Source organism: uncultured Parabacteroides sp., from assembly GCF_905196875.1.
Classification (GTDB): domain Bacteria; phylum Bacteroidota; class Bacteroidia; order Bacteroidales; family Tannerellaceae; genus Parabacteroides.
This window is the reverse complement of record NZ_CAJJWO010000049.1, coordinates 17017-39610: the sequence shown is the minus strand read 5'-3', so window position 1 is coordinate 39610 and position 22594 is coordinate 17017. Positions and strand designations below refer to the sequence as shown.

15 protein-coding genes and 2 pseudogenes are annotated in these 22594 nt (G+C 45.8%); 13 read left to right on the top strand and 4 right to left on the bottom strand.

Annotation, left to right across the window (positions count from 1 at the left end; genetic code table 11):
* Both QZ076_RS15420 and QZ076_RS15415 read left to right on the top strand, forming a co-directional pair.
* Positions 1-1517, top strand: a pseudogene (locus QZ076_RS15420) (hypothetical protein); the annotation flags it as partial.
* 4 nt (positions 1518-1521) lie between these two features.
* Positions 1522-1803, top strand: coding sequence for an HU family DNA-binding protein (locus tag QZ076_RS15415; protein ID WP_293714554.1), 282 nt, complete (start codon positions 1522-1524; stop codon positions 1801-1803).
* Positions 1804-1866: 63 nt separating this feature from the next.
* Here QZ076_RS15415 and QZ076_RS15410 read toward each other — a convergent pair whose 3' ends face one another.
* Complete coding sequence (locus QZ076_RS15410) at positions 1867-2538, bottom strand: glycine zipper family protein (RefSeq protein WP_293714552.1); 672 nt, start codon at positions 2536-2538, stop codon at positions 1867-1869.
* 136 nt (positions 2539-2674) lie between these two features.
* On the opposite strand from QZ076_RS15410, the gene QZ076_RS15405 reads away from it, so the two are divergent.
* From QZ076_RS15405 to QZ076_RS15355, 11 genes and pseudogenes are all read left to right on the top strand, one after another.
* Entirely contained in the window at positions 2675-4591 is a 1917-nt protein-coding gene (locus tag QZ076_RS15405) for an AAA domain-containing protein (RefSeq protein ID WP_293714550.1), read from the top strand.
* Positions 4588-5400 (top strand): Cof-type HAD-IIB family hydrolase, encoded by an 813-nt coding sequence (locus tag QZ076_RS15400; RefSeq protein WP_293714548.1) that lies wholly within the window; start codon positions 4588-4590, stop codon positions 5398-5400. Before QZ076_RS15405 ends, QZ076_RS15400 begins: the two co-directional genes overlap by 4 nt.
* Positions 5401-5445: 45 nt before the next feature.
* On the top strand, positions 5446-6678 hold the full coding sequence (locus QZ076_RS15395) for a Cof-type HAD-IIB family hydrolase (protein ID WP_293714546.1): 1233 nt from the start codon (positions 5446-5448) through the stop codon (positions 6676-6678).
* The gene (locus QZ076_RS15390) at positions 6675-7769 is read left to right on the top strand and encodes an isochorismate synthase (RefSeq protein ID WP_293714544.1); all 1095 of its coding nucleotides are present in this window, start codon (positions 6675-6677) and stop codon (positions 7767-7769) included. The genes QZ076_RS15395 and QZ076_RS15390 overlap by 4 nt, the downstream gene beginning before the upstream one ends.
* A gap of 130 nt (positions 7770-7899) precedes the next feature.
* Positions 7900-9561 carry a 2-succinyl-5-enolpyruvyl-6-hydroxy-3-cyclohexene-1-carboxylic-acid synthase gene (gene menD, locus QZ076_RS15385; RefSeq protein WP_293714542.1) on the top strand — a complete coding sequence of 554 codons (1662 nt, stop codon included), beginning with the start codon at positions 7900-7902 and terminating at the stop codon, positions 9559-9561.
* Between the two features lie 89 nt (positions 9562-9650).
* Entirely contained in the window at positions 9651-10475 is an 825-nt protein-coding gene (gene menB, locus QZ076_RS15380; protein WP_293714540.1) for a 1,4-dihydroxy-2-naphthoyl-CoA synthase, read from the top strand.
* 93 nt (positions 10476-10568) lie between these two features.
* Positions 10569-11582 (top strand): annotated as a pseudogene (locus QZ076_RS15375) (o-succinylbenzoate synthase); the annotation flags it as partial.
* Positions 11583-11627: 45 nt separating this feature from the next.
* Positions 11628-12725, top strand: coding sequence for an AMP-binding protein (locus QZ076_RS15370; RefSeq protein ID WP_293714556.1), 1098 nt, complete (start codon positions 11628-11630; stop codon positions 12723-12725).
* 24 nt (positions 12726-12749) lie between these two features.
* Positions 12750-14714, top strand: coding sequence for a DUF3857 domain-containing protein (locus QZ076_RS15365; RefSeq protein WP_293714538.1), 1965 nt, complete (start codon positions 12750-12752; stop codon positions 14712-14714).
* Between the two features lie 6 nt (positions 14715-14720).
* The gene (locus QZ076_RS15360) at positions 14721-16472 is read left to right on the top strand and encodes a DUF3857 domain-containing protein (RefSeq protein WP_293714536.1); all 1752 of its coding nucleotides are present in this window, start codon (positions 14721-14723) and stop codon (positions 16470-16472) included.
* 204 nt (positions 16473-16676) lie between these two features.
* A complete protein-coding gene (locus tag QZ076_RS15355; RefSeq protein ID WP_293714534.1) occupies positions 16677-19193 on the top strand; it encodes a beta-N-acetylglucosaminidase domain-containing protein in 2517 nt (838 codons plus the stop codon).
* Between the two features lie 61 nt (positions 19194-19254).
* Here QZ076_RS15355 and QZ076_RS15350 read toward each other — a convergent pair whose 3' ends face one another.
* From QZ076_RS15350 to QZ076_RS15340, 3 genes are read right to left on the bottom strand one after another with little or no spacing between them, the layout of a single operon-like run.
* A complete protein-coding gene (locus QZ076_RS15350) occupies positions 19255-20499 on the bottom strand; it encodes a DUF4934 domain-containing protein (RefSeq protein ID WP_293714532.1) in 1245 nt (414 codons plus the stop codon).
* A complete protein-coding gene (locus tag QZ076_RS15345; protein WP_293714530.1) occupies positions 20496-22166 on the bottom strand; it encodes a M56 family metallopeptidase in 1671 nt (556 codons plus the stop codon). Before QZ076_RS15345 ends, QZ076_RS15350 begins: the two co-directional genes overlap by 4 nt.
* A gap of 4 nt (positions 22167-22170) precedes the next feature.
* Entirely contained in the window at positions 22171-22536 is a 366-nt protein-coding gene (locus QZ076_RS15340; RefSeq protein WP_293714528.1) for a BlaI/MecI/CopY family transcriptional regulator, read from the bottom strand.
* Positions 22537-22594: the final 58 nt, after the last annotated feature.

Genomic DNA, 22594 nt, shown 5'->3' with positions numbered 1-22594 from the left:
CCCGTATGGTAGCCCGTTTCGATATCGTGAACGATGCGAGCCTGTCCAAATTTACCATTACAAGTATTTCGATGGGAAACGGACAAGACGGAAGCAGCTTCTTCCCGATCAAAACTCTGGGAAACGACTTGATCACCTACCCGGATCGTCCTTTAGACAAAGCGACCCAGACAACAGCAGCCAGCCTGACCAAGGGAGCTTTCTACAGTTGGCCCAGTCCGACTGCCGACCATGGATACCTGATACTGAAAGGGGAATACGCCGTCAACAAGACAGAAACACAGGAAGTAACCTATCAGGTTCCCTTCCAGCAGACTGTCAACGGTGAAAATGTCGGAAGTTATATTGAAGTTGCCCCCAACCACCGTTACACGATTGCCATCACGAAAGCCGATACCTATCATCTGGATTTCACGCTGAATGTAGCCGACTGGGACGATCAGGAACATATCGACGAATATAATCCGGATAAGAACAATGATTTCGACAAAGATGCTCCTGTCACTCTGATAACAGATGCAGATGCCTCGAAAGGAGCTTATGTCCTTACTGACGGAAGCATTTCGTTGATGCCTGCCGCCGACAGCAAGATTGCGTTTGAAATGGGGTCCAACAGCGTATTGGAAGAAAAGCTGATCTACAAGACCGGTTCCGCCCAATGGCTGGTTGTCGATGAAGATGCCCGCACAAAAGCAGCTTCTATGACTACTAAATACACTTACAAGACAGTCGAGTCTGCTTTGAACAGCGGAGATCCGCTACTGCCGGTTACTATCCAGTTGATAAACCCGGCGAGCGGTAAACGTAAGGAGATCGTTGTCGTAGCCACCCAAGGACCGGTTATCAGCTTTGTATCACAGGAAGACAATTATAATACCTATGATGCAAAAACAAAGACTGCTACTCTTTATAATATAAAAGATCAGACTATCCAATTCCACGCCGTTGCAGAAGACAGAGGTGAAACAACCGCAATCTCTTTCAGCAATACCGGTGTAACCTGGCTGAGTGCGAATGCCACTCCCAAGACAGCCGTAGAATCTGACTTTACATTAACACTGGGAGCAGCACAGTCTGCCAATACCGAGGGAACCGTGAAGTTTATATCCGATCTCACTAAGACAGAAACCAGCATAAAGGTGATCCTGAAAGATGCGGCTATAACGGCATTGAAAGCAGATGATTTCAATAATATGGGGAATACAAAAAACACCTTCGATCCGACCGGAAATGCAGGTAAGCCGAAAGTATCACTGGAGGCAGTTGCAGATAACCAATTCAAACTGAATGTTGTGTCACCGGAAGGAGTAACGACGTCGGTTACCGGGGGAACAACCTGGTTATCTCAAAGGTCTAGCGTTTCAACATTAGCTGACGGTAGCAAACAAACAGTTATTATCGGCTCAATCACCGGCGATGCTCCTACAACAGCACAGACGGATGGTGAAATAACAATCGTAAATAAGATCGATAACAGCCAGATTGTAATAAAAGTAATAACGGAAGCAGCTCCATAAAGGAATGAATAAAGGTGATTTCATAAATGAATGGGCTCAACGGTTGAATATACCCAGATATCAGTGTATGATCTTACTGAATACAGCCCTGGATATTATTTCGGAAGAACTGACAAAGGAGAACGACCTGATCATTCAGAACTTCGGCACTTTATCCATTTGGAAACAAGCTCCGCGAGAAGGACGTAATCCCCGGACAGGAGAATCGTGTATGATACCACCGCGTATCAGCGTAAAGTTCAGACCGGGAAAAGCATTGCTTGAAAAACTGAATAAGGATAAGTAAATTTTATTACGTCGACAGCGAGTAGGAGGAAAACGAATTAGAAGTTTCCCTCCTACTTTTTTTTCACAATACAGTTTCCGAAGATCCTGAACAGGATGCAGTAAAAGTTTCGGTTTCCGTGCCATTACCACGCCCTTCTTCCAAACGTACACTGAAAATAGCTTCGCCTGTTTGCAATTCGGGGGATGCATATACTGTGACTTCATAAGTGACGCTATCGTCGTAAGAGACACGGGGGATTTTCACCGGATCGGATAATTCCAGATGTTCGCCTTTCTCTACTTTTACAATGGGTATCACATCCAAAGCATCCTGAAAACTGTTATTCACGATTACAAATGATATATGACAGGTTTCTCCGGCATCGATCTTCTGATTACAGGTAATACTGTCTTCAACCAGAAGAATATCTTCAATATGCAAATCGGGTAAAAGAGAATGAGAAGAGGCTGTGTATTTACCCGGCCTTCTCTGTTCGGTTCTTATTTCGTCATCCGTACTTGCTGCAATAGAAGCTCCGGCAACACCACCGACAGCCGTTCCGATAAACGAACCTATTTCGCCGCCCCGTTCATCATTGATAACTTCTCCTATCAATCCTCCGAAAAGCCACCCGACAAAAGATCCTATCTGTGCACCAAAGCCGGCCCGGTCTTCGCGGCTCATATTCTTCATCGATCCGCAACCCGGCAGGATCAGTAAAGAGATTATCAGGGATAAAATTACGTTTCTCATAGCTTCATTGTTTCTGTCTACACTACATTATTTATTAATATAATCCTTCTTTTGACTTTATGACAACGGAAAGGAGAAAACCCCTATTCAATTCCATTTTTTTATGTAAGTTTGCGCCCAGTTAAACAAAGAATGAATGACAAATCAAATCCAGACTCCATCTGCAGATCTGCAACGCCAATATGATCTCCTTCAAATGGAGTATGAATATGAGAAAGAAACATATAGGCAGCAGTCCGAACGGGTGGGCATTCACCGCAAAATACAACAGGGACTTTGCTGGTATCCTGTTATCCCCGGTAAAAGCTATTATAATTCCCTCGACCAACTCGTCATTGAAATCGAACGCAGGGACGATAAAGAGATAGAACATAATTTTGAATACGGCCGGCCGGTCTGTTTCTTTACTACCAATGGAACCGGCAGTCCGCGTTATCTGAATTTCTCCGGCATCATCAGCTATGTGCAGGACGACCGGATGGTTGTCGTTCTTCCAACACCTTCCGCCCTATTCGACCTGCAAGATGTGAACAGTGAGCTGGGCGTTCAGCTCTATTTTGATGAAACAAGTTATAAGACGATGTTCAGTGCACTGTCCGGTGCAATGAAAGCGAAAAATAACCAGTTGGCCCATTTACGGGATGTATTACTGGGAAAAACACCTGCCAGCCAAAGGAAGTTGTTTCCCGTTCGCTTCCCCTGGCTGAACACGACTCAGGAGGAAGCTGTCAATCATGTACTGGCAGCAAAAGAAGTATCTATCGTACATGGCCCTCCCGGAACAGGGAAAACGACGACATTGGTGGAAGCCATCTACGAGACACTGCACAGGGAAAACCAGGTGATGGTCTGTGCACAGAGTAATACGGCAGTAGACTGGATATCCGAAAAACTGGTAGACCGGGGTATCAATGTTCTTCGCATCGGTAATCCGACACGAGTAAACGATAAAATGCTTTCCTTCACTTACGAACGTCGTTTCGAGTCGCATCCGGATTTCTCCGAACTGTGGGGTATCCGCAAAGCAATCCGCGAGATACAATCGTCTTTCCGCAAGAAGAGCCATAGCGAAAAGGAGACGGCACGCAACCGTCTTTCCCGCCTGCGTTTCCGGGCCACCGAACTGGAGGTACAAATAGATACCGACCTTTTCAGCGAAGCCCGTGTTATTGCCTGCACATTGGTCGGTTCCGCCAACCGGGTCCTGACTAATCATACTTTCACCACCCTTTTCATTGACGAAGCGGCACAGGCCTTGGAAGCTGCCTGTTGGATTGCGATCGGTAAAGCAGACCGGGTTATCCTGGCCGGCGACCATCACCAGCTCCCTCCTACCATCAAATGTATAGAAGCGGCACGCGGAGGACTGGATCATACTTTAATGCAGAAAGTGGCGATCAACAAGCCTGAGACAGTGTCATTACTCAAAATACAATACCGGATGCATGAGGATATCATGCGCTTTTCATCCCACTGGTTTTATCGGGATGAATTGAAAGCCGCACCGGAAGTCTGCCATCGCGGTATCCTGACGTATGATACGCCCGTCGTCTGGTTCGACACGGCCGATTGCGATTTCGATGAAGACCAGTTGTCCGAAAGTATGAGCCGCATCAATAAGCAGGAAGCAGTTCTTTTAGTAGAACAACTGCAAGCCTACATTGAAAAGATCACCAAAGAACGAGTTCTGGACGAGAGTATCGATTTCGGACTGATCTCTCCCTATAAATCACAGGTACAATATATCCGCGGGCTGATCAAACGAAACGCCTTTTTCAAACCGTTCCGCAAATTGATCACCGTACACACAGTAGACGGTTTTCAGGGACAGGAACGCGATGTCATCATGATCAGCCTTGTACGTGCCAACGATCAGGGTAGTATCGGATTTCTGAACGATTTGCGCCGCATGAACGTTGCCATCACCCGTGCACGAATGAAGTTGGTCATTCTGGGAGATGCTTCCACTTTAACAAAACATACTTTTTACAGAGAGTTATACAAATACATCACTGCCCACGGCCATGTGATCCCAATAAATAATAAGATATGAAATATAAGCTATTGGTCCTCGACCTGGACGGAACACTGACAAACAGTAAAAAAGAGATCACTCCTTACACCCGGGAAGTCCTGATTAAAGCACAAGAACAAGGCCTTCACCTTGTTCTTGCATCCGGACGTCCTACTTATGGTATCGTTCCCCTGACAAAGACGTTGGAAATGGAACGGTTCGGGGGTTTTATCCTCTCTTTCAACGGAGGTAAAGTGATCGAAGTAAAAACAGACAAAATATTTTATGAACAGGCGTTGCCACCGGATGTAATGCCGTTATTGTATCAACGTTCGTACGAAGCCGGTCTGACCATCCTCTCTTATAACGGGAAATATATCCTGACAGAGAATACAGACGACAAGTATGTAAAATACGAGTCGTTTCTTACCAAAATGAAGATCAAAGAAACGGATAACTTTCTTCGAGACCTGCAACTTCCCGCCGACAAATGCCTGATCGTAGGCGAACCGGAAGATCTGGTTCCACTGGAAGAAAAGTTACGCCAGGAGTTAGGTTCTCGTCTCAACGTCTATCGTTCGGAAGCTTTTTATCTGGAAGTTGTTCCCAAAGGGATAGATAAAGCTGCATCCTTACAACGGCTGTTGGAACGCATACACATAAAACAGGAAGAAGTCATAGCCATAGGCGACGGTTTTAATGACCTCACAATGATACAGTTTGCCGGCCTGGGAGTAGCCATGGCAAACGCCCAGCCTCCGGTAAAAGCGAATGCAGACAAGGTCACGACTTATACGAATGATGAAGACGGGGTAGCACATTTCATCGAAGATTTGATGAAAGTGTAAGCGTTAAATGTGTATATTTGTGTTCTAAACAAAAACAGCAAGCCCATGAAGTACAAATTATTGGTTTTAGACGTAGACGGGACATTACTCAACAGCGAAAAAGAGATAACAGCCCGTACCCTTGCTGCCCTACTGAAAGTTCAGCAAATGGGAGTACATATTGTATTGGCATCCGGCCGACCGACCAATGGGGTCATGCCGCTGGCTAAGGCTCTGGAATTGGATCATTACGGCGGTTTTATCCTCTCGTATAACGGGGGACAGATCATCAACGTTCAAACCGGAGAATTGTTTTTCGAGAAACGTATCGACCCGGAAATGCTGGCTTACCTGGATAAAAAAGCGAAGAAGAACAACTTTGCCATCTTCACATATCATAAAGACTTTATTCTGACAGATAAACCGGAAAACCGGCATGTACAGGAAGAAGCCGCATTGAACAATATGCGGGTGATCGGTGTCGATAATTTCCCGGAAGCGGTCGACTTCAGTCCATGTAAATGCGTACTGGCCAGCGACGACGAAGCAGAACTGGTCGGATTGGAAAACCATTGGAAGAAACGGCTCAACGGTGTGCTGGATGTCTACCGCACGGAAGACTTCTTCCTCGAAGTAGTTCCCCAGTTCATCAACAAAGGCAATACGCTGGCTGTTCTGATGGAGAAACTGAAAATCACGACCGAAGAGGTAGTTGCCATCGGTGACGGTATCGCCGACGTTCCTATGCTGCAACTGGCTGGAACCAGTGTTGCGATGGGGAATGCACGCGACTCGGTAAAAGTTTGTGCGGACTTCACCACCCTGTCGAACGATATGGATGGAGTAGCCGTTGCTATCGAGACTGCAATCCTGGCCGCTATCAAACCGACGGAAGTTCCCCTCGACCAGTTGAACATGCGTGCCAAACATGCGTTGATGGGTAATTTAGGTATTCAGTATACCTATGCCTCTGAAGACCGTGTGGAAGCAACCATGCCGGTAGACGAACGTACCCGCCAGCCTTTCGGTATCCTGCACGGAGGCGCAACCCTAGCACTGGCAGAAACTGTTGCCGGACTCGGTTCCATGATACTGGCCAAGCCGGACGAGATCGTCGTAGGAATGCAGGTTAGCGGCAACCACATGTCGTCGGCTCATGAAGGCGATACGGTACGTGCCGTCGGAACGATCATCCATAAAGGCCGCTCTTCGCATGTATGGAATGTAGATGTGTTTACCTCTACCGACAAACTGGTATCTTCCATACGTGTAGTGAATAGTATATTAAAGAAAAAATGATTTCAGAAGAAACAAGTAAATACAAGACAATTGACTCACTGATCAGGCAGGGCCGTAGTTTTGCAATCTATCGTATACCGGGGGAAGAAGCTCCACGGTTCGCGATGCAAGCCTCCGGTTCTGTCCGTCTGTTTTATAATATAGAGGATCTGAATGAACAACAAGGGTTCGTTATTGCTCCGTTCAAGGTGAGCCGGGAATGTCCGATCGTATTGATACGGCCTGATTATTCCGAGTTACCGGATAGCAGTAAAAAAGAATTCATCCCAATGGATCTGGAATTTCATCCGAATGAAACTGAAAATACATCCGATAGAAAGACAAAAGACAATTATATCCGTTGCTTCAATTCATTCATAAAACCTTTGCAGGAGAAAACGTTGGACAAACTGGTTCTTTCGCGCAGTCTGACACTGGACAGGGAAGCCGGCTTTTCTCCTGCAAAGGCTTTTTACAAAGCCTGTAAACAGTACATCCGTTCTTACGTCTACCTCTGTCATACTCCTCAAACAGGAACATGGTTGGGTGGAACACCCGAAATCATCCTCTCCGGAGAAAAAGGAGAATGGCACACAGTGGCCCTGGCCGGAACACAACCGCTCCAGAACGGCGAACTGCCGGCACATTGGAGCGATAAGAATAAGAGGGAGCAATTGTTGGTTTCCAATTATATATACGACCAGCTCAGTTCCCTGGGTATCGACTCGACGATGGAAGGCCCTTATCCGGCACGCGCCGGGGCTTTATGTCATCTGAAAAGCGATTTCAGATTCGTTCTGAGTGAAAACAAAAAGTTAGGCGACCTATTAAACTTGCTGCACCCTACTCCTGCCGTTTGCGGATTACCTAAAGAGGAGGCTTATCGCTTTATCTTGAACAACGAAGGGTACGACCGCCGCTATTATTCAGGTTTTATCGGCTGGCTAAATCCGGAAGGTAGAACTGACCTGTATGTAAACCTGCGCTGCATGCATATCGAAGACAGCATACTCACACTTTATGCCGGTGGTGGGCTACTCTCGTCGTCGGAGCTAAGCGACGAATGGCAGGAAACGGAAGACAAGCTACAAACGATGAAGGCATTAATATAACACACTACTTCTGATGTTTGCAAGGTCGACTATCGGACAACACTACCAATGTCGATTTGATAGGTATCCTTGTCATTAAATCAGATATTATGGTTACTTTTGCACATAAACTCCAATATGAGAATTTGATATGTATTCAGATAAAAAGAATATTCTTCAACTCGTTGCTCTGCTGAAAGAGCATAACATCAGTAAAGTCGTATTGTGCCCGGGAAGCCGTAATTCTCCGATCGTTCATACATTGGCAAATCATCCATCCTTTTCCTGTTATTCCGTTACCGATGAACGGAGTGCCGGATTCTTTGCACTCGGACTGGCCTTGCATGGAGGAAAACCTGCCGCTGTCTGCTGCACTTCAGGAACAGCTCTGCTTAACATACATCCGGCTGTGGCGGAAGCTTTTTATCAGCAAGTACCTCTGGTAGTCATTTCTGCAGACCGTCCCGCCGCCTGGATAGGACAAATGGATGGCCAGACACTACCGCAACCGGGTGTATTCGGTTCACTGGTAAAGAAGTCGGTTAACCTGCCGGAGATACATACAGATGAAGACGAATGGTATTGCAATCGTTTAGTAAACGAAGCATTGCTGGAACTGAACCATCATGGAAAAGGACCGGTACATATCAATATCCCGATATCCGAACCGTTGTTCCGGTTTACAACGACAGAGTTACCGGAAGTGCGCGTTATCACGCGTTATCAGGGATTAAATGTATACGACAGAGAATATAATACGCTGATCGAACGACTGAACAAATACAACAAACGCATGATCGTTGTCGGTCAGATGAGCCTGATCTATCTGTTTGAAAAGAAGATATCGAAATTGCTTTATAAGCATTTCACCTGGCTGACCGAACATACAGGCAATAAGACGATACCCGGTATCCCTGTAAAGAACTTCGATGCTGCAATTTATGCTTTACCGAAAGATACACTCGACAAGATGGTTCCCGAACTGGTCATCACCTATGGGGGACATATCGTATCCAAGCGCCTGAAGAAATTCCTTCGCGAAAACCCGCCTAAAGAGCATTGGCATGTTTCGGCCGATGGCGAGATAGCCGACCTGTATGGTTCGATGACTACTGTTATCGAGATGGACCCGTTCGAATTCCTTGAAAAGATCGCTTATCTGCTGGAGAATAAAACAAGCGAGTTTCCACGTGTATGGGAAAACAATACCAGAAACCTGCCGGAACCGGAGTTCGCTTATTCCGAAATGGCCGCTATCGGTGCTTTGATAAAATCGCTGCCCACTCCCTCCGCCTTGCATCTGGGAAATAGCTCGACAGTTCGTTATGCACAATTATTTACTTTACCGGAAGAGGTTGAAGTGTGTTGTAACCGGGGAACGAGCGGCATCGAAGGCTCTCTCTCCACGGCAATCGGTTATGCCGTAGCATCGGATAAACTGAACTTTGTCGCAATAGGCGACCTTAGTTTCTTCTATGATATGAATGCGCTTTGGAATAGTAACTTCGGCTGCAACCTTCGTATCCTGCTGCTGAACAATGGCGGGGGCGAAATCTTCCAAGCCTTACCCGGTTTATCCATGTCGGAAAAGACACACCGCTACGTAACCGCTACGCATAAAACATCAGCACAAGGCTGGGCAACCGAACGCGGTTTCCTTTATCAGGGTGTACACAACGGGAAAGAACTTGAAGAGTCTATGAAGATCTTTACGGATCCCAACCCCATCAATCAACCGGTACTGATGGAAGTTTTCACAGATAAAGACGAAGATGTTCGTCTACTGAAAGAGTATTATCATCAACTAAAATAATAAGCTAATAAGTAAATGTGCTAATATGCCAATCAGGAGTTACTTTCATTGGCACATTGGCAAATTGTCAAATTAAATAATTATTTATCATGTCAACTACAAGAGAATGGACAACTATAAAGGAATATGAAGATATTCTATTCGATTTCTATAAAGGGATTGCCCGCATCACGATTAATCGCGAACGTTATCGCAATGCCTTCACTCCTACTACAACCACTGAAATGAGCGACGCGCTATATATCTGCCGCGAAAATCCGGATATCTGCGTAATCGTATTGACAGGAGCCGGTGATACGGCTTTCTGTGCGGGTGGCGATATGAATGTGAAAGGTCATGGCGGTTATATCGGTAAAGACGGCGTTGCTCGTCTGAATGTACTCGATGTACAAAAACAGATCCGTTCGATGCCAAAACCGGTTATCGCGGCAGTCAACGGTTTTGCTATCGGTGGCGGTCATGTGCTGCATGTGGTTTGCGACCTGACAATTGCTTCCGAGAATGCGATCTTCGGACAGACAGGCCCTCGCGTAGGTAGTTTCGATGCCGGTTTCGGTTCCTCTTACCTGGCCCGTATCGTGGGACAGAAGAAAGCACGCGAAATCTGGTTCCTTTGCCGGAAATACAATGCACAGGAAGCACTAGATATGGGACTGGTAAATAAAGTTGTCCCCTTGGACAAACTGGAAGACGAATACGTGGAATGGTCTGAAACCATGATGATGCATAGCCCACTCGCCCTCCGCATGATCAAAGCCGGTCTGAATGCAGAACTGGACGGACAAGCCGGTATACAGGAACTGGCCGGTGATGCAACCATGCTTTATTACATGACAGACGAAGCTCAGGAAGGCGGTAAGGCATTCCTTGAAAAACGCCGCCCACGGTTTGAAGATTATCCTAAATTCCCATAATCAGTTGACAGTTGACAAGTAACAGTTTACAGTTGATTATAAAGTACTGCAGCCTGCTACTTGCCAACTGTTATATGTTAACTGTCAACAACAATGTCCTATCATATACAAATTATACCTAAAGTATTACATTTCAAACAACCCGCAGGAACCTCCCGTGGAACCTATACGACACGTAAAAGCTGGTATTTAATTCTGACTTCCGATGAAGCACCCGAACGATACGGTATTGGCGAATGTGCACCCTTACCCAAACTAAGTTGTGATGATGTACCGGATTATGAACGTTTGCTGGCAGATATTTGTGGCCGGACAGAAATCATCGGCTACCCCGATACAGAAGCTCTCCGTCCATATCCTTCTATTCTATTCGGACTGGAAACAGCTTTCAGGCATTTTCATACGAATAATTTCGCTTTATGGGATACTTCTTTTTCGCGAGGAGAAAGAGGCATTCCTATTAACGGTCTTATCTGGATGGGCGATTATAAAAAAATGCTGGAACAGATCGAAACCAAGATGCAATCAGGATTTCGATGTATCAAGTTGAAGATCGGCGCCATCAACTTCGAAGAAGAGTTAACCCTTTTAAAACATATTCGTGCGCATTTCTCTGCCAAAGAGATCGAGTTGCGCGTAGATGCAAACGGTGCCTTCTCTCCCACTGATGCGTTAGAGAAACTACACCGGCTAGCCGAATTAGACCTGCATTCCATCGAACAACCTATCCGCGCCGGACAATGGGAAAAAATGGCACGACTTACGGCTGAAACACCGTTGCCGATCGCTTTAGATGAAGAGTTGATCGGAATCAACACATTGCAAGGGAAAAAGGAACTTCTGTCAGCCATTCGTCCACAATATATTATTCTGAAACCCTCGCTGCATGGCGGCATAAGTGGCGGACAGGAATGGATCGACGAGGCCGAAAGACAAAAGATCGGCTGGTGGATCACTTCGGCCTTAGAGTCAAATATCGGATTAAATGCGATTGCACAATGGTGCGCTACTTTTAATAACCCGCTACCGCAAGGACTTGGCACTGGTGCACTATTTACAGATAATGTAGAAATGCCCCTTTCCATTCGTCAGGATTGCCTTTGGTATGATCCGGAAAGTAACTCATTTTCCTCTCGGGAGGAGGCAGAGAGGATGTCACATTCCATAACAGATCGAAGCAAACAGCTGTTACAGTTGGAAGACGGGACGGTTTGCAATGCAGGTAATATTCAGGATTTGATGGCTAAACTTCCTGCCGATGCACCGGAGATACGCCGTGATTTATACAAATTCCTGGTTGACTGGTTTAACGAATCACCCTATATCACCGTACATACTTCCGGCTCTACCGGTACCCCGAAAGAATTTACCGTCCGCAAAGAGCAGATGATGCAAAGTGCAGCACTGACCTGCTCATTCCTTCATCTGCAGAAGGGAGATAATGCTCTGCTATGTATGCCTTTGCAATATATAGCCGGAAAGATGGTTGTTGTACGGGCATTGGTTGCCGGACTGAACCTTATCCTGCGGACACCTTCCGGACATCCGTTGGCAGATGTTACGTTGCCACTTCGCTTTGCGGCAATGATCCCATTACAGGTTTACAATACCCTTCAAGTAGCAGAAGAAAAAGAGCGACTTTGCCAGACAGAAATACTGATCATAGGCGGCGGAGCTATCCATAAAGAACTGGAAGACGAAATACGACAACTACCGAACGAAATCTATTCGACTTATGGCATGACAGAAACACTGTCTCACATCGCCCTGCGTAAATTGAATGGTTCGGATGCATCATCGGCTTACACGCCTTTTCCATCTGTTAAGCTCTCTTTATCACCGGAAGAAACACTAATCATCCAGGCACCACTGGTTTGTGATGACACTTTGGAAACAAACGATATAGCGCAAATACACCCGGACGGAACATTCACCATCCTGGGAAGAAAAGATAATATCGTTAACACCGGAGGTATTAAAGTTCAAATTGAATGTGTAGAAGAAACACTGCGTTCAATTATTTCTACTACCTTTGCGATAACGACCGTCCCACATCCCGGATTAGGAGAAGCCATCGTGCTATTGGTGGAAAAGACGGCAGATACAGAAAAGCTACCGGATCAGATAGCCTCTCTCCTGCCCAAATACCAACAGCCCAAATATATCCGGGAGGTAGACGCCATCCCACTTACCGGCAGTGGTAAAACAGACCGGAAAGCCTGTCGCTTATTAGCGGCAAAGCTAATCTGATTATCATTTAAAAACACTATACTTATGAGGTATTTTACACTTACCGTATTATCATTTCTAGCCCTCTCGTCCGCCTACGGACAGAGTGGAGAAAGTTGCCGGTTTGCACCGGATCCGACGCTTCAGAAGCCGGAAGTCTATGCCGGATACGATTGCGTAAACCTGCTGGACAGTACATCTGTGACCGTGCAACCAACCGGTTCCGGTTCATTCTCTGTCTGCAAGACGATCAAGATCCAGACTCCGCAGGGGGCAGTCAGTAACCGCATCATCAAATACGATTACGATCCGCTGACTGCTTTTGCACAGTTCAAGAGAGCCACGGTGTATCGTGCCAATGGCGACGTGATCAATCTGGATGTTACCCAGGCCTGCGACTATGCTGCTCCTGCTCGTGCCATCTATTGGGGGGCCCGCCAGATCATGCTGGAAGTAGGCCAACTCAATCCCGGTGATATTATCGAATACGAAATTGATAAGAAAGGTTTTACTTACGCCCTGTTGGCAGATGGTGGCGACGACGAATCACGTTTCATCCCTCCTATGCGGGGGCAGTTCTACGACATCGTACCTTTCTGGGTTACGGAACCGACGGTTCGTAAAGTATATAAAGTTTCTATCCCGATGGAGAAAGAAATGCAGTTCCAGTTCTATCAGGGAGACTGCGCTTCCTCGATGCGCTATGAAGACGGCCGGAAAGCCTACACCTTCTCGACAAACGACGTAATGCCGGCCAAACGCGAACCGAATATGGTAGACCTGTTCGATGCAGCCCCTAAACTGATGATGTCGTCCACTCCCAAATGGCAGGATAAATCATTATGGTTCAACAAAGTTAACGAAGATTACGGAAGCTTTGCTCCACTACCGGAAGCACAGAAAAAAGTGGATGAACTTATCAAAGGAAAGAAGACAGAGATGGAAAAGATAGCCGTCCTCACCCACTGGGTAGCCGACAATATCCGCTACTCCGGTATCTCTATGGGAAAAGGCGAAGGTTATACTCTTCATAATACAAAAATGAACTATACCGATCGTTGCGGCGTATGTAAAGACATTGCCGGCACATTGATCTCCTTCCTCCGCATGGCTGGCTTTGAAGCCTATCCGGCTATGACAATGGCAGGTAGCCGTGTGGAAAGTATTCCAGCCGACCATTTCAACCATTGCGTGGCCGTGGTTAAATTATCCAGTGGAACTTATATGCCGCTCGACCCGACCTGGGTTCCTTTCTGCCGCGAATTATGGAGCAGTGCCGAGCAACAACAAAACTATCTGCCGGGCGTTCCCGAAGGTTCAGACCTTTGCCTGACTCCGGTTTCTGCTCCGGAAAACCATTACTTACGCATCAAAGCAAATAATAAACTGGATGCAAAAGGGACACTGACCGGCCAATTTACGATCACAGCCGAAGGACAATCAGACAGCAATATCCGTGGTATGTTCACTCGTGGCTGGCAATCACAATGGAAGAACATGCTCGAAAGCCAGTTGCTGAACGTCTCTCCGAAAGCCCGACTGATCAGTGTCGATTACGGTAAAGATCCGAAAGATTACCAGGCTGCTCCTATCAAGATCACATTCCGCTACGAGATACCTGAATATGCTATCCCCGGAAAAGAAGAACTTGTATTCAAACCTATGGTCATGAACAACCTGTATAACCAGGTAAAGAGTTACCTGCGTATCAATACCGACCTGGCAGAACGTCAGTATGGTTTCAAAGATGCGTGCTCACGCCTGGTGGAACTGAACGAAACCATTCAGCTTCCCAAAGGTTATACCTTGCTGAACGATGCTAAAGAAGACAACAAACAAAGTGATGCAGCCGATTTTGAAGGTACACTGCGTCAGGATGGCGATAAGATAACGATCAGCCAGAAACTGGCACTGAAGAAACGCGTATACGAAGCCGGCGATTGGGATGGCTTCCGTTCGGCAGTTAATGCACATAAAGGTTTCGGTGATTATCTAATTATTAAAAAGTAAAAGACAATGACTAATATAATAAATAAATTCGCACTGCTCATCTGCTTGCTGGCTCTTACGGCATCTGTATTCGCCGCATCGGAAGCCGAATATAAGAAGCTGTCGAAAGCATATACACTGAATGCCGACGGAAGTCAGGAGTTTCATTACAGTATGGAACTTACGCTCTTTACACATACTGCCATGAACGGTACTTACGGCGAAAGCTTTATCGTCTACAATCCGGAGTATCAGGTACTGAAGATCAATTCTTCTTATACAAAACAGAAAGACGGAAATATCGTAAAGACTCCCGATAATGCCTTCGTAGAAGTTCTTCCGCGCACTGCTGCCGACGCACCAGCCTACAACAACCTGAAAGAAATGGTTGTTGTACACACCGGCCTAGAACTGGGTGCCACCATTTATCTGGATTATACACTAACTTCCAAACCGGGTTATCTGCCGGAACTGGATATCTATGACGAACTGTTGCAAACTTCTCCGGTAAAAGAATATACCATCAGCCTGTCGGCTCCCGAAAGCAAGCCTTTATTTTACACGTTGCAGAATAACAGTGCAAAACCTGGCGTTTCTACTGCCAACGGCATGAAGACCGTTACCTGGAAATTGAATAATCTTCCGGCTTCTTCCCGCGACCCGTTCGTATCGGCTGCCAATGGCGATGTTCCTTTCCTGACAGCTTCTACTTACGCGTCTAATGGCGATGCCCTGAAAGCCTTATATGCACAATTCACTCCCGCCACTGATGTACAACTGGCAGCTATTACCGAAAACATTACGGAAGGTAAAAAGAATGATACGGAAAAAGTACAGGCTATCCTGAAACATGTAAATGAGAACCTGGGTTATAGCAGACTTTCATTATCGGATGCCGGATACAAGATACGTTCATCCAACGATGTGATCTACTCAGCCTACGGAACGGAAGCCGAAAAGGCGAACCTGCTGAACGGCCTGTTGAATGCAGCGGGTATCAAAGCGGAAACAGCTGCCATCTATCGCGTAAAAGCCGATCCGGCCAGTTACGGACTGAATGCCATAAGCGGATTAGTGGTTGTTGCTAATGCAGACGGAAAGCAATATGTCATGTCTCCTGCATCCAACAAGATGGCCGGCTGGAACGGTATCACTCCGGTAATAAGCCTGACAAATGCCGGAACTCCGGTAGCAGTAAATACACCGTCCGGTGATATCGATTATAAGGTAACGCTTTCCGTTTCTCCGGAAAAAGCAGATGCACAGGTGAGTGCGACGATCGGTAATGCTTACCTGCCTTATTACGGTTCTTACCTGCCGACCTTTGCTGGTGGAGACAAAGATGCCACCGAAGCCAAAACGCAGAACGGCACGACGATCTCTTATAAGACATCCCAGAACCTGAAAGCCAATAATGGCTATGTGATGGTATCATTACCAGATGCTCCCGTCAGCCTGGCTCACAGCTATTACTGCCAGATGAACAGCAGCCGCAAGGACAATCTACTGTTGCCATGCAAAGCGAACGAGCGTTATACATATACCGTTCAATTGCCGGAAGGAATGAAACTTTCTACACCGGAAGCCGTAAAGACAATAGAGAACGCAGCCGGTAAAGTAGTTATCTCCGTCAAACAGAACGGTAACACCGCAGAGGTGGAACGCAGCCTGCAACTGAACAGCCAGTTATATACGCCTGCACAATTCACCAACCTGCGCAACCTGCTTACCGAGTGGGGAAACGCTTCAAATCGTACTCTGTTATTGTCTATCAACTAAATAGAGACATTATAACTTATCGAATATACTTTCGGTAGTTATCCGCAACCAGGACTATAGTCCTAATCGTACCAGCACTACAGTGTTAATAGTATCGACACAGTAGTGCTGGTTTTATTTACACAATAGTGTCGTTCCTTCCTTGTTTTTTAACTGAATGTTAATACCTTTACCCTCATAATTAATTTATAAAACCGTTGATCTATGCAAAAACTATCTAATCTACTCATTACCCTGTTACTATGTTGCCTTCCGGGGATTTGCGATGCCCAGAGCCAGTATCCGGACTTATACCCGCAACCGCAACATATTGTAATATCCAACCAGCAATATAAACCGGTCGGGGGATATACATTACAGGGAATCAGCAATCCGGATGCAGATGCCGTCAAATTGCTGAAAGAAACACTGCCTTTTGCCCAATCCGGCAAATCTTCTCCGCTGGAGATAAAGATGCTGAAAGCGAAAACACCAGAAATGGGACGTTCAGGCGCTTACATCCTCGATATCTCTAAAAAGAAAATCACCATCGAGATCGTCGATGGACGCTCCCTGTTCTATGCTACCCAAACACTGAAGCAACTGATCAGCTACAATGATGAAGGGAAACGGACACTTCCCCTTTGTACCGTTACCGATTATCCGGATGTTCTTCACCGGGGTACAGTGGAAGGCTTTTACGGTACTCCCTGGAGCCATGCCGACCGTATCAACCAGTTGCGTTTCTACGGACAGTTTAAAATGAATACCTATATCTATGGCCCGAAAGATGATCCTTTCCACAGTGCCAACTGGCGCGAACCGTATCCTGCCAGTGAAGCCAACCAGATCAAAGAGCTGACAGCCGAAGCTGCCCGTAACAAAGTAGACTTCGTTTGGGCCATCCATCCCGGACAGGATATCCAGTGGAATGCTACCGACAGCAACAACGTAATCACCAAGTTCGGACAGATGTACGATCTGGGCGTACGTGCTTTTGCCGTATTCTTCGACGACATTTCCGGTGAAGGAACAAACGCCGCCAAACAAGCCGGTTTGATGAACTTTATCCAAAAGGAATTTATTGAAAAGAAAAAGGATATCCAGCCTCTCATCATGTGCCCCACAGAATATAACCGTTCATGGGCCAAAACAGATTATCTCGATATTCTGGGAGAACAACTGGATCAGGCCGTACAAATTATGTGGACAGGAAACCGGGTAGTAGACGATATCACACTCGAAGGCCTTGAATGGGTTAACAAGCGCATCCAACGCCCCGCCTATATCTGGTGGAACTTCCCGGTAAGCGATTATTGCCGCGACCATCTGCTGATGGGCCCTTCTTACGGTTTGGATACACAGGCTTCCAATGCCATGTCAGGTTTCGTTGCCAACCCGATGGAACGGGCAGAAGCATCGAAAGTAGCCTTATTCGGTGTTGCCATGTATAGCTGGAATGTCCATAGCTATGATCCGCAGTTTGCCTGGGAAAAGGCCTGCGAATACCTGATGCCCAAAGCCGCCATCGCCTTTAAGACCTTCTGCGAGAACAACAGCGATCCGGGACCTAACGGCCATTTATACCGCCGGGAAGAATCAGCTCGCTACGAGAAACAAGCCGACCGCTTCCTCGCCGGTTACCGCAACGGTTCTTTCGGAGAAAGGGATGCCAACCAGCTAGCCGCCCTGTTCGCACAAATCCAGGCAGCTCCGGAACTAATCTACAACCAGGGAGACAACAAACGGCTGATCGAAGAGATCAACCCCTGGCTCATGCAATTCGAACTGCTCGGCAGATGCGGATCAAACGCCCTGCGCATGGCTCACTCCTGGTATGAAAAAGACCGTCAGAACACCTGGCAACGCTTCCTGGAAGTTTCTGCCGTGATGGACAGCATGAAATTGATCAATCGTTCTTTCAATCAGAACCCGTATCAGAAAGGCGTTAAAGTAGGTACAAGAGTTCTTATGCCGCTTATCGAAGGATTATACAGGCAGACAAGTCGTAACTTGCTTTCTACTGCCGATACACCATCCAACGAGATCAGGGTAAGTACCGCTTCCACGATCACGAATGTCGGACAACTTAAGAACCAACCCTGGTCGGAAGATGAAAACCTGATCGCTTATGTGCCAATGCTGGAAGTGGTAAAGGTCGAACCGAACGAATACATCGGTTTGGGATGGGAAATCCAGCGGGAAGGTGATTCTTTCACGTTCAACATGCCGCAGAGTAACGTGGAAGGACGAATTTTCGAATGGTCAGCTGACGGTAAAACATGGACACCCCTTTCCGATATCCCTGCCGACCAGACAAAAGCCGTTGTTAAAACGATCGATCCGAAAGCCCGTTTTATCAGGATGCGCAACAATTCAGGTAAGCAGATGGAGTTGAAAATAGCCTCTTTCTCCGTTAAGACAAAAGAAGCTCCCGAAATTGACGAAACACTCATGATGTACGACCTGAATTTAAGCACATACAAAACACTGAAACCAGGCGAACAGGTGAGCGTGAAATGCGAAGGTGTAAATAAACAGATTGAACTTTACCTGTCCGGCGATAACGAAAGTATGGTTTCTATTTCAGGTATCGATAAGGATGGAGAAACCAACATGTTATATTGCGGATATGTAGGTTATATAAAACTGAATAAGATGACATTTGAAGATATGCCATCATTGATAATCACCCCGGCCGGTAAAACTCCGGTACAGATCCATCAGATCGTCAGAGAATAAAAAAACAGAAGAGAGGGTACCCGAAAATACTACCCTCTCTTCTGTTTTTATTAACCGTTCATCATTTCATTATCATCACCACCGGATTATCCTCCTCACCTACCTTTTTTAATGCAACTATTTCAGCAGGCAAATCCGTTTTATCATTATTCTCTTCAAACCACGAAACGATCTGATCAGCCGTAACAATCTGGGCAAACTCTCCATCCGGAGAAACCGTTTCGGGTTGTAATGGTAAGAAACCATTCAAATCATCATTGAAGGCTGTATCGTATTTCGACACTTTGACAGTCCCCCTCTTTTTATCATAGAAAGCATTATATATTACTCGCTCCTTATGCAGATCTGTAATAAAACGGAAAATGAAAACATCCTTCCCCTCCAACAACTCCGTCGGATAAATAGTATGACTCTTCTCCTTCTCAAAACGATCTTTCGCATCCCAATGATAGGAGCCCAGATCAAAACAGCTGACAGGTAATAATGCTTCTGCTGTCACCTGATAAATCGTATCATTGAATTGCTCCTTAAAGAACAAATCTTTTCCCTGATGCCAGAAGAAAGCATCTCCCATCGGATACGCTCCAGCCTTATCATTCTTATAGGAAATAAAGATCATACCCGGACCAAATCCTTTATTAAACATGACACTGATCATTTCGATATCAGCCGGATCGATACCAAACGAGACAGTATCCACACCGGAAGGAAAAAACTGACCGATTATCATACTGTCACGAAAAACTATCACTCGATCCGGATTGCCGCCCCCTGCAGTGGAATGAGCAACAAACGTTTTCTCATCCAGATAATTAATCACTGTATTAGCAGGAAAGACTGTTGCTTCAACCGGATTTTTCAATTCGCCGCTATACGAACCATCCGCATTATAAATTACCTGTTTCTCATTCCAACCTAGAAAACAAATATGGTTATTCAAATGATCCAGCCAACAACCCCGCACATCACTGTATCCTTCCGGATCATTACCGACATGTCCTACCGAGGTCAGGAAATGTCCAGTCTCCCTGTCGAACAAATAGCTTTGCTGCTGTGCAGTTGTCACCAGCAGTTTATCATGTAATATCTTAACAGAAGGTGATTGTCCGACTAAACAGCTATCATTCGTTTCCAGTGGAATATAGGATATCTGTTTGAAACAGTCAGAGGCCTTCAGTTCTGTCGGCGCATTGAAGGCAACTTCTACCGGAATTACCGTCAACTCTCCTTCCGTTATTCTCCTTTCATTGCAGGCGGCAAAGAGAAGGCAGGCAACAACGGTCACCTGATATAAACAGGTCTTCATAATTTCATTTTTTTTGCCGAAGCATTCTTGGTCGTCACAAGAATAACTCCATTCGCACCTTTCTTTCCATATATCTCCATAGATGAATTATCTTTCATAACCGATATGCTTTCAATCATGTTCGGATCAAGTTTATCCAGCGCATCATCAGCCAACTGTTCCACACCATCGATAAAGATGAGAGGCTTCTCCTTTCCTATTATCCCGTCTCTAATATGGATTTTCACATCTCCAGGCAAATGATTTCCCATCGAACCATGACCGACAACCTTGACTTCATCTTCTTTCATCTTGCCGGAAGCGATAGCAACCTTAGTCACTACCGAAATCAATCCCAGCTTGTCCGAAGCGTTATATTTGGCCAATATATCCTCGCATTTATCTTTTGGGCTGATACCGTAGCTATAAATATTCTCCGGAGCAACTTTATCCAACTGGTCGTAAGTAGACACTTCGTTATCAATCAGGATCAGATAACGAGATGTTTCCACTCTTTGTCTAACTTTCTGCATACTCGACTCTGCCTGTTGCGAGAAATCATCCAATTGTTTCTGCATAGCCTCCTGTACTGTTGTCGTTTCAGGCTTTTCGTCAGATGCTACATCTTTCTTCCCGACAACTTTTACCTCTTGCGGGACCGGTGCGGAGATTTCCTCTCTAACAGATTCGAGGGTTACTACCGGGGAAACCGGAACAACCTTTGTCACCTGTTCAACTTTTTTAGGCTCGATAACTTCCTTAACCGGAACTATTTCGCTAATTTTGGCACTTGAAATCTTTTCCAATTCACGGGAGATTTCAGGACGGGCAAAAGCGATAACTGCAACAGCTGTCAGCGGAAGTACATACAGATACTTCAACCGTGCCCACGGACTTGATTTTTGTTTTAACATCATAGTAATTCGTTTTTTTAGTTTACTGTGATTAAAGCTGTTGGCCATAGAAGTGAAGCGCTGTGAACCAACAGCTTTTTTTATTAATAATAGTTGATATTTCTTCGCATCGACACCGTGATTGATCACACTTTCATCGGCCTCGTATTCATGAATGTTCTGCAATTCCTGCTTCAACAACCAGACAGCCGGATTGAACCATTGAAGTATCACACAAAAAGTACAGGCCAGCATATCGATGGAATGACGGGCATGAATATGAGCCAGTTCGTGTGTCAATATCTCTTCGCCGCTTTCTTCCATATCTTTCCGGGAAATAACAATGTATCCCATCCAGCTGAACGGACAAACGGTTTTATCTGTCACTACCAGTTTACATCCACCGGGAAGCACCTGCTTCTCTCCCATCCCGATCAGGTTGAAAATACGGATTGTTGAATAAAGGAAACGAACAAAAAAGAAAATACAACCACCCAGATAGACCGCTAGCAATAACGAAAGCCAGACCGATTGCCCGGTCGGAACCTGTACATCCGCCTGCATTTCTGCCATTTGCAAAAGATATTCCAAATTCTGCAACGGACGTTGTATAACGACAGGTTCTTCTGTCACTATACGGATAAAAGGGATTACAACAGAAAGAATAATCACCCCCAGTAGGGATACACGGTTAAAACGGTGAAATGTTTCACGGCTCAACAACAGTCTGTAAAACAGATAAAATACAGCCAGGCATACAGACGATTTAAGGATATAAACAAAGAAGTCTCCCATAACTTTACTTTTTATCGGCTTGTTCCACTTCATCCAGCAATTGCCGCAATTCATCCACCGATATTTCCTCCTCTTTAATCAGGGAAGAGACGACCCCCAGATAAGAGTTATTGAAATATTTAGCGATGACATTCTTCAGTGTCCCGTTACTGTACTCCTCTTCTGTTACGGCAGCATAATACTGATACGTATTGCCAAACGTGTTATGGGAAAGGAAACCTTTATCCTCCAAACCACGCACAATGGTGGAAAGGGTATTGAAATGAGGCTTGGGGTCCCCATAATATTCCAGCAGTTGCTTCACGAACAAAGGGCCTTTCTCCCAGAAATAGCCCATGATCTCTTCTTCTTTTGCAGTCAGTCGCTTCATCATTTTTGTTATTTGCGACAAAGTAACTAAAACACTTAGTTTTAAAACTAAATATATT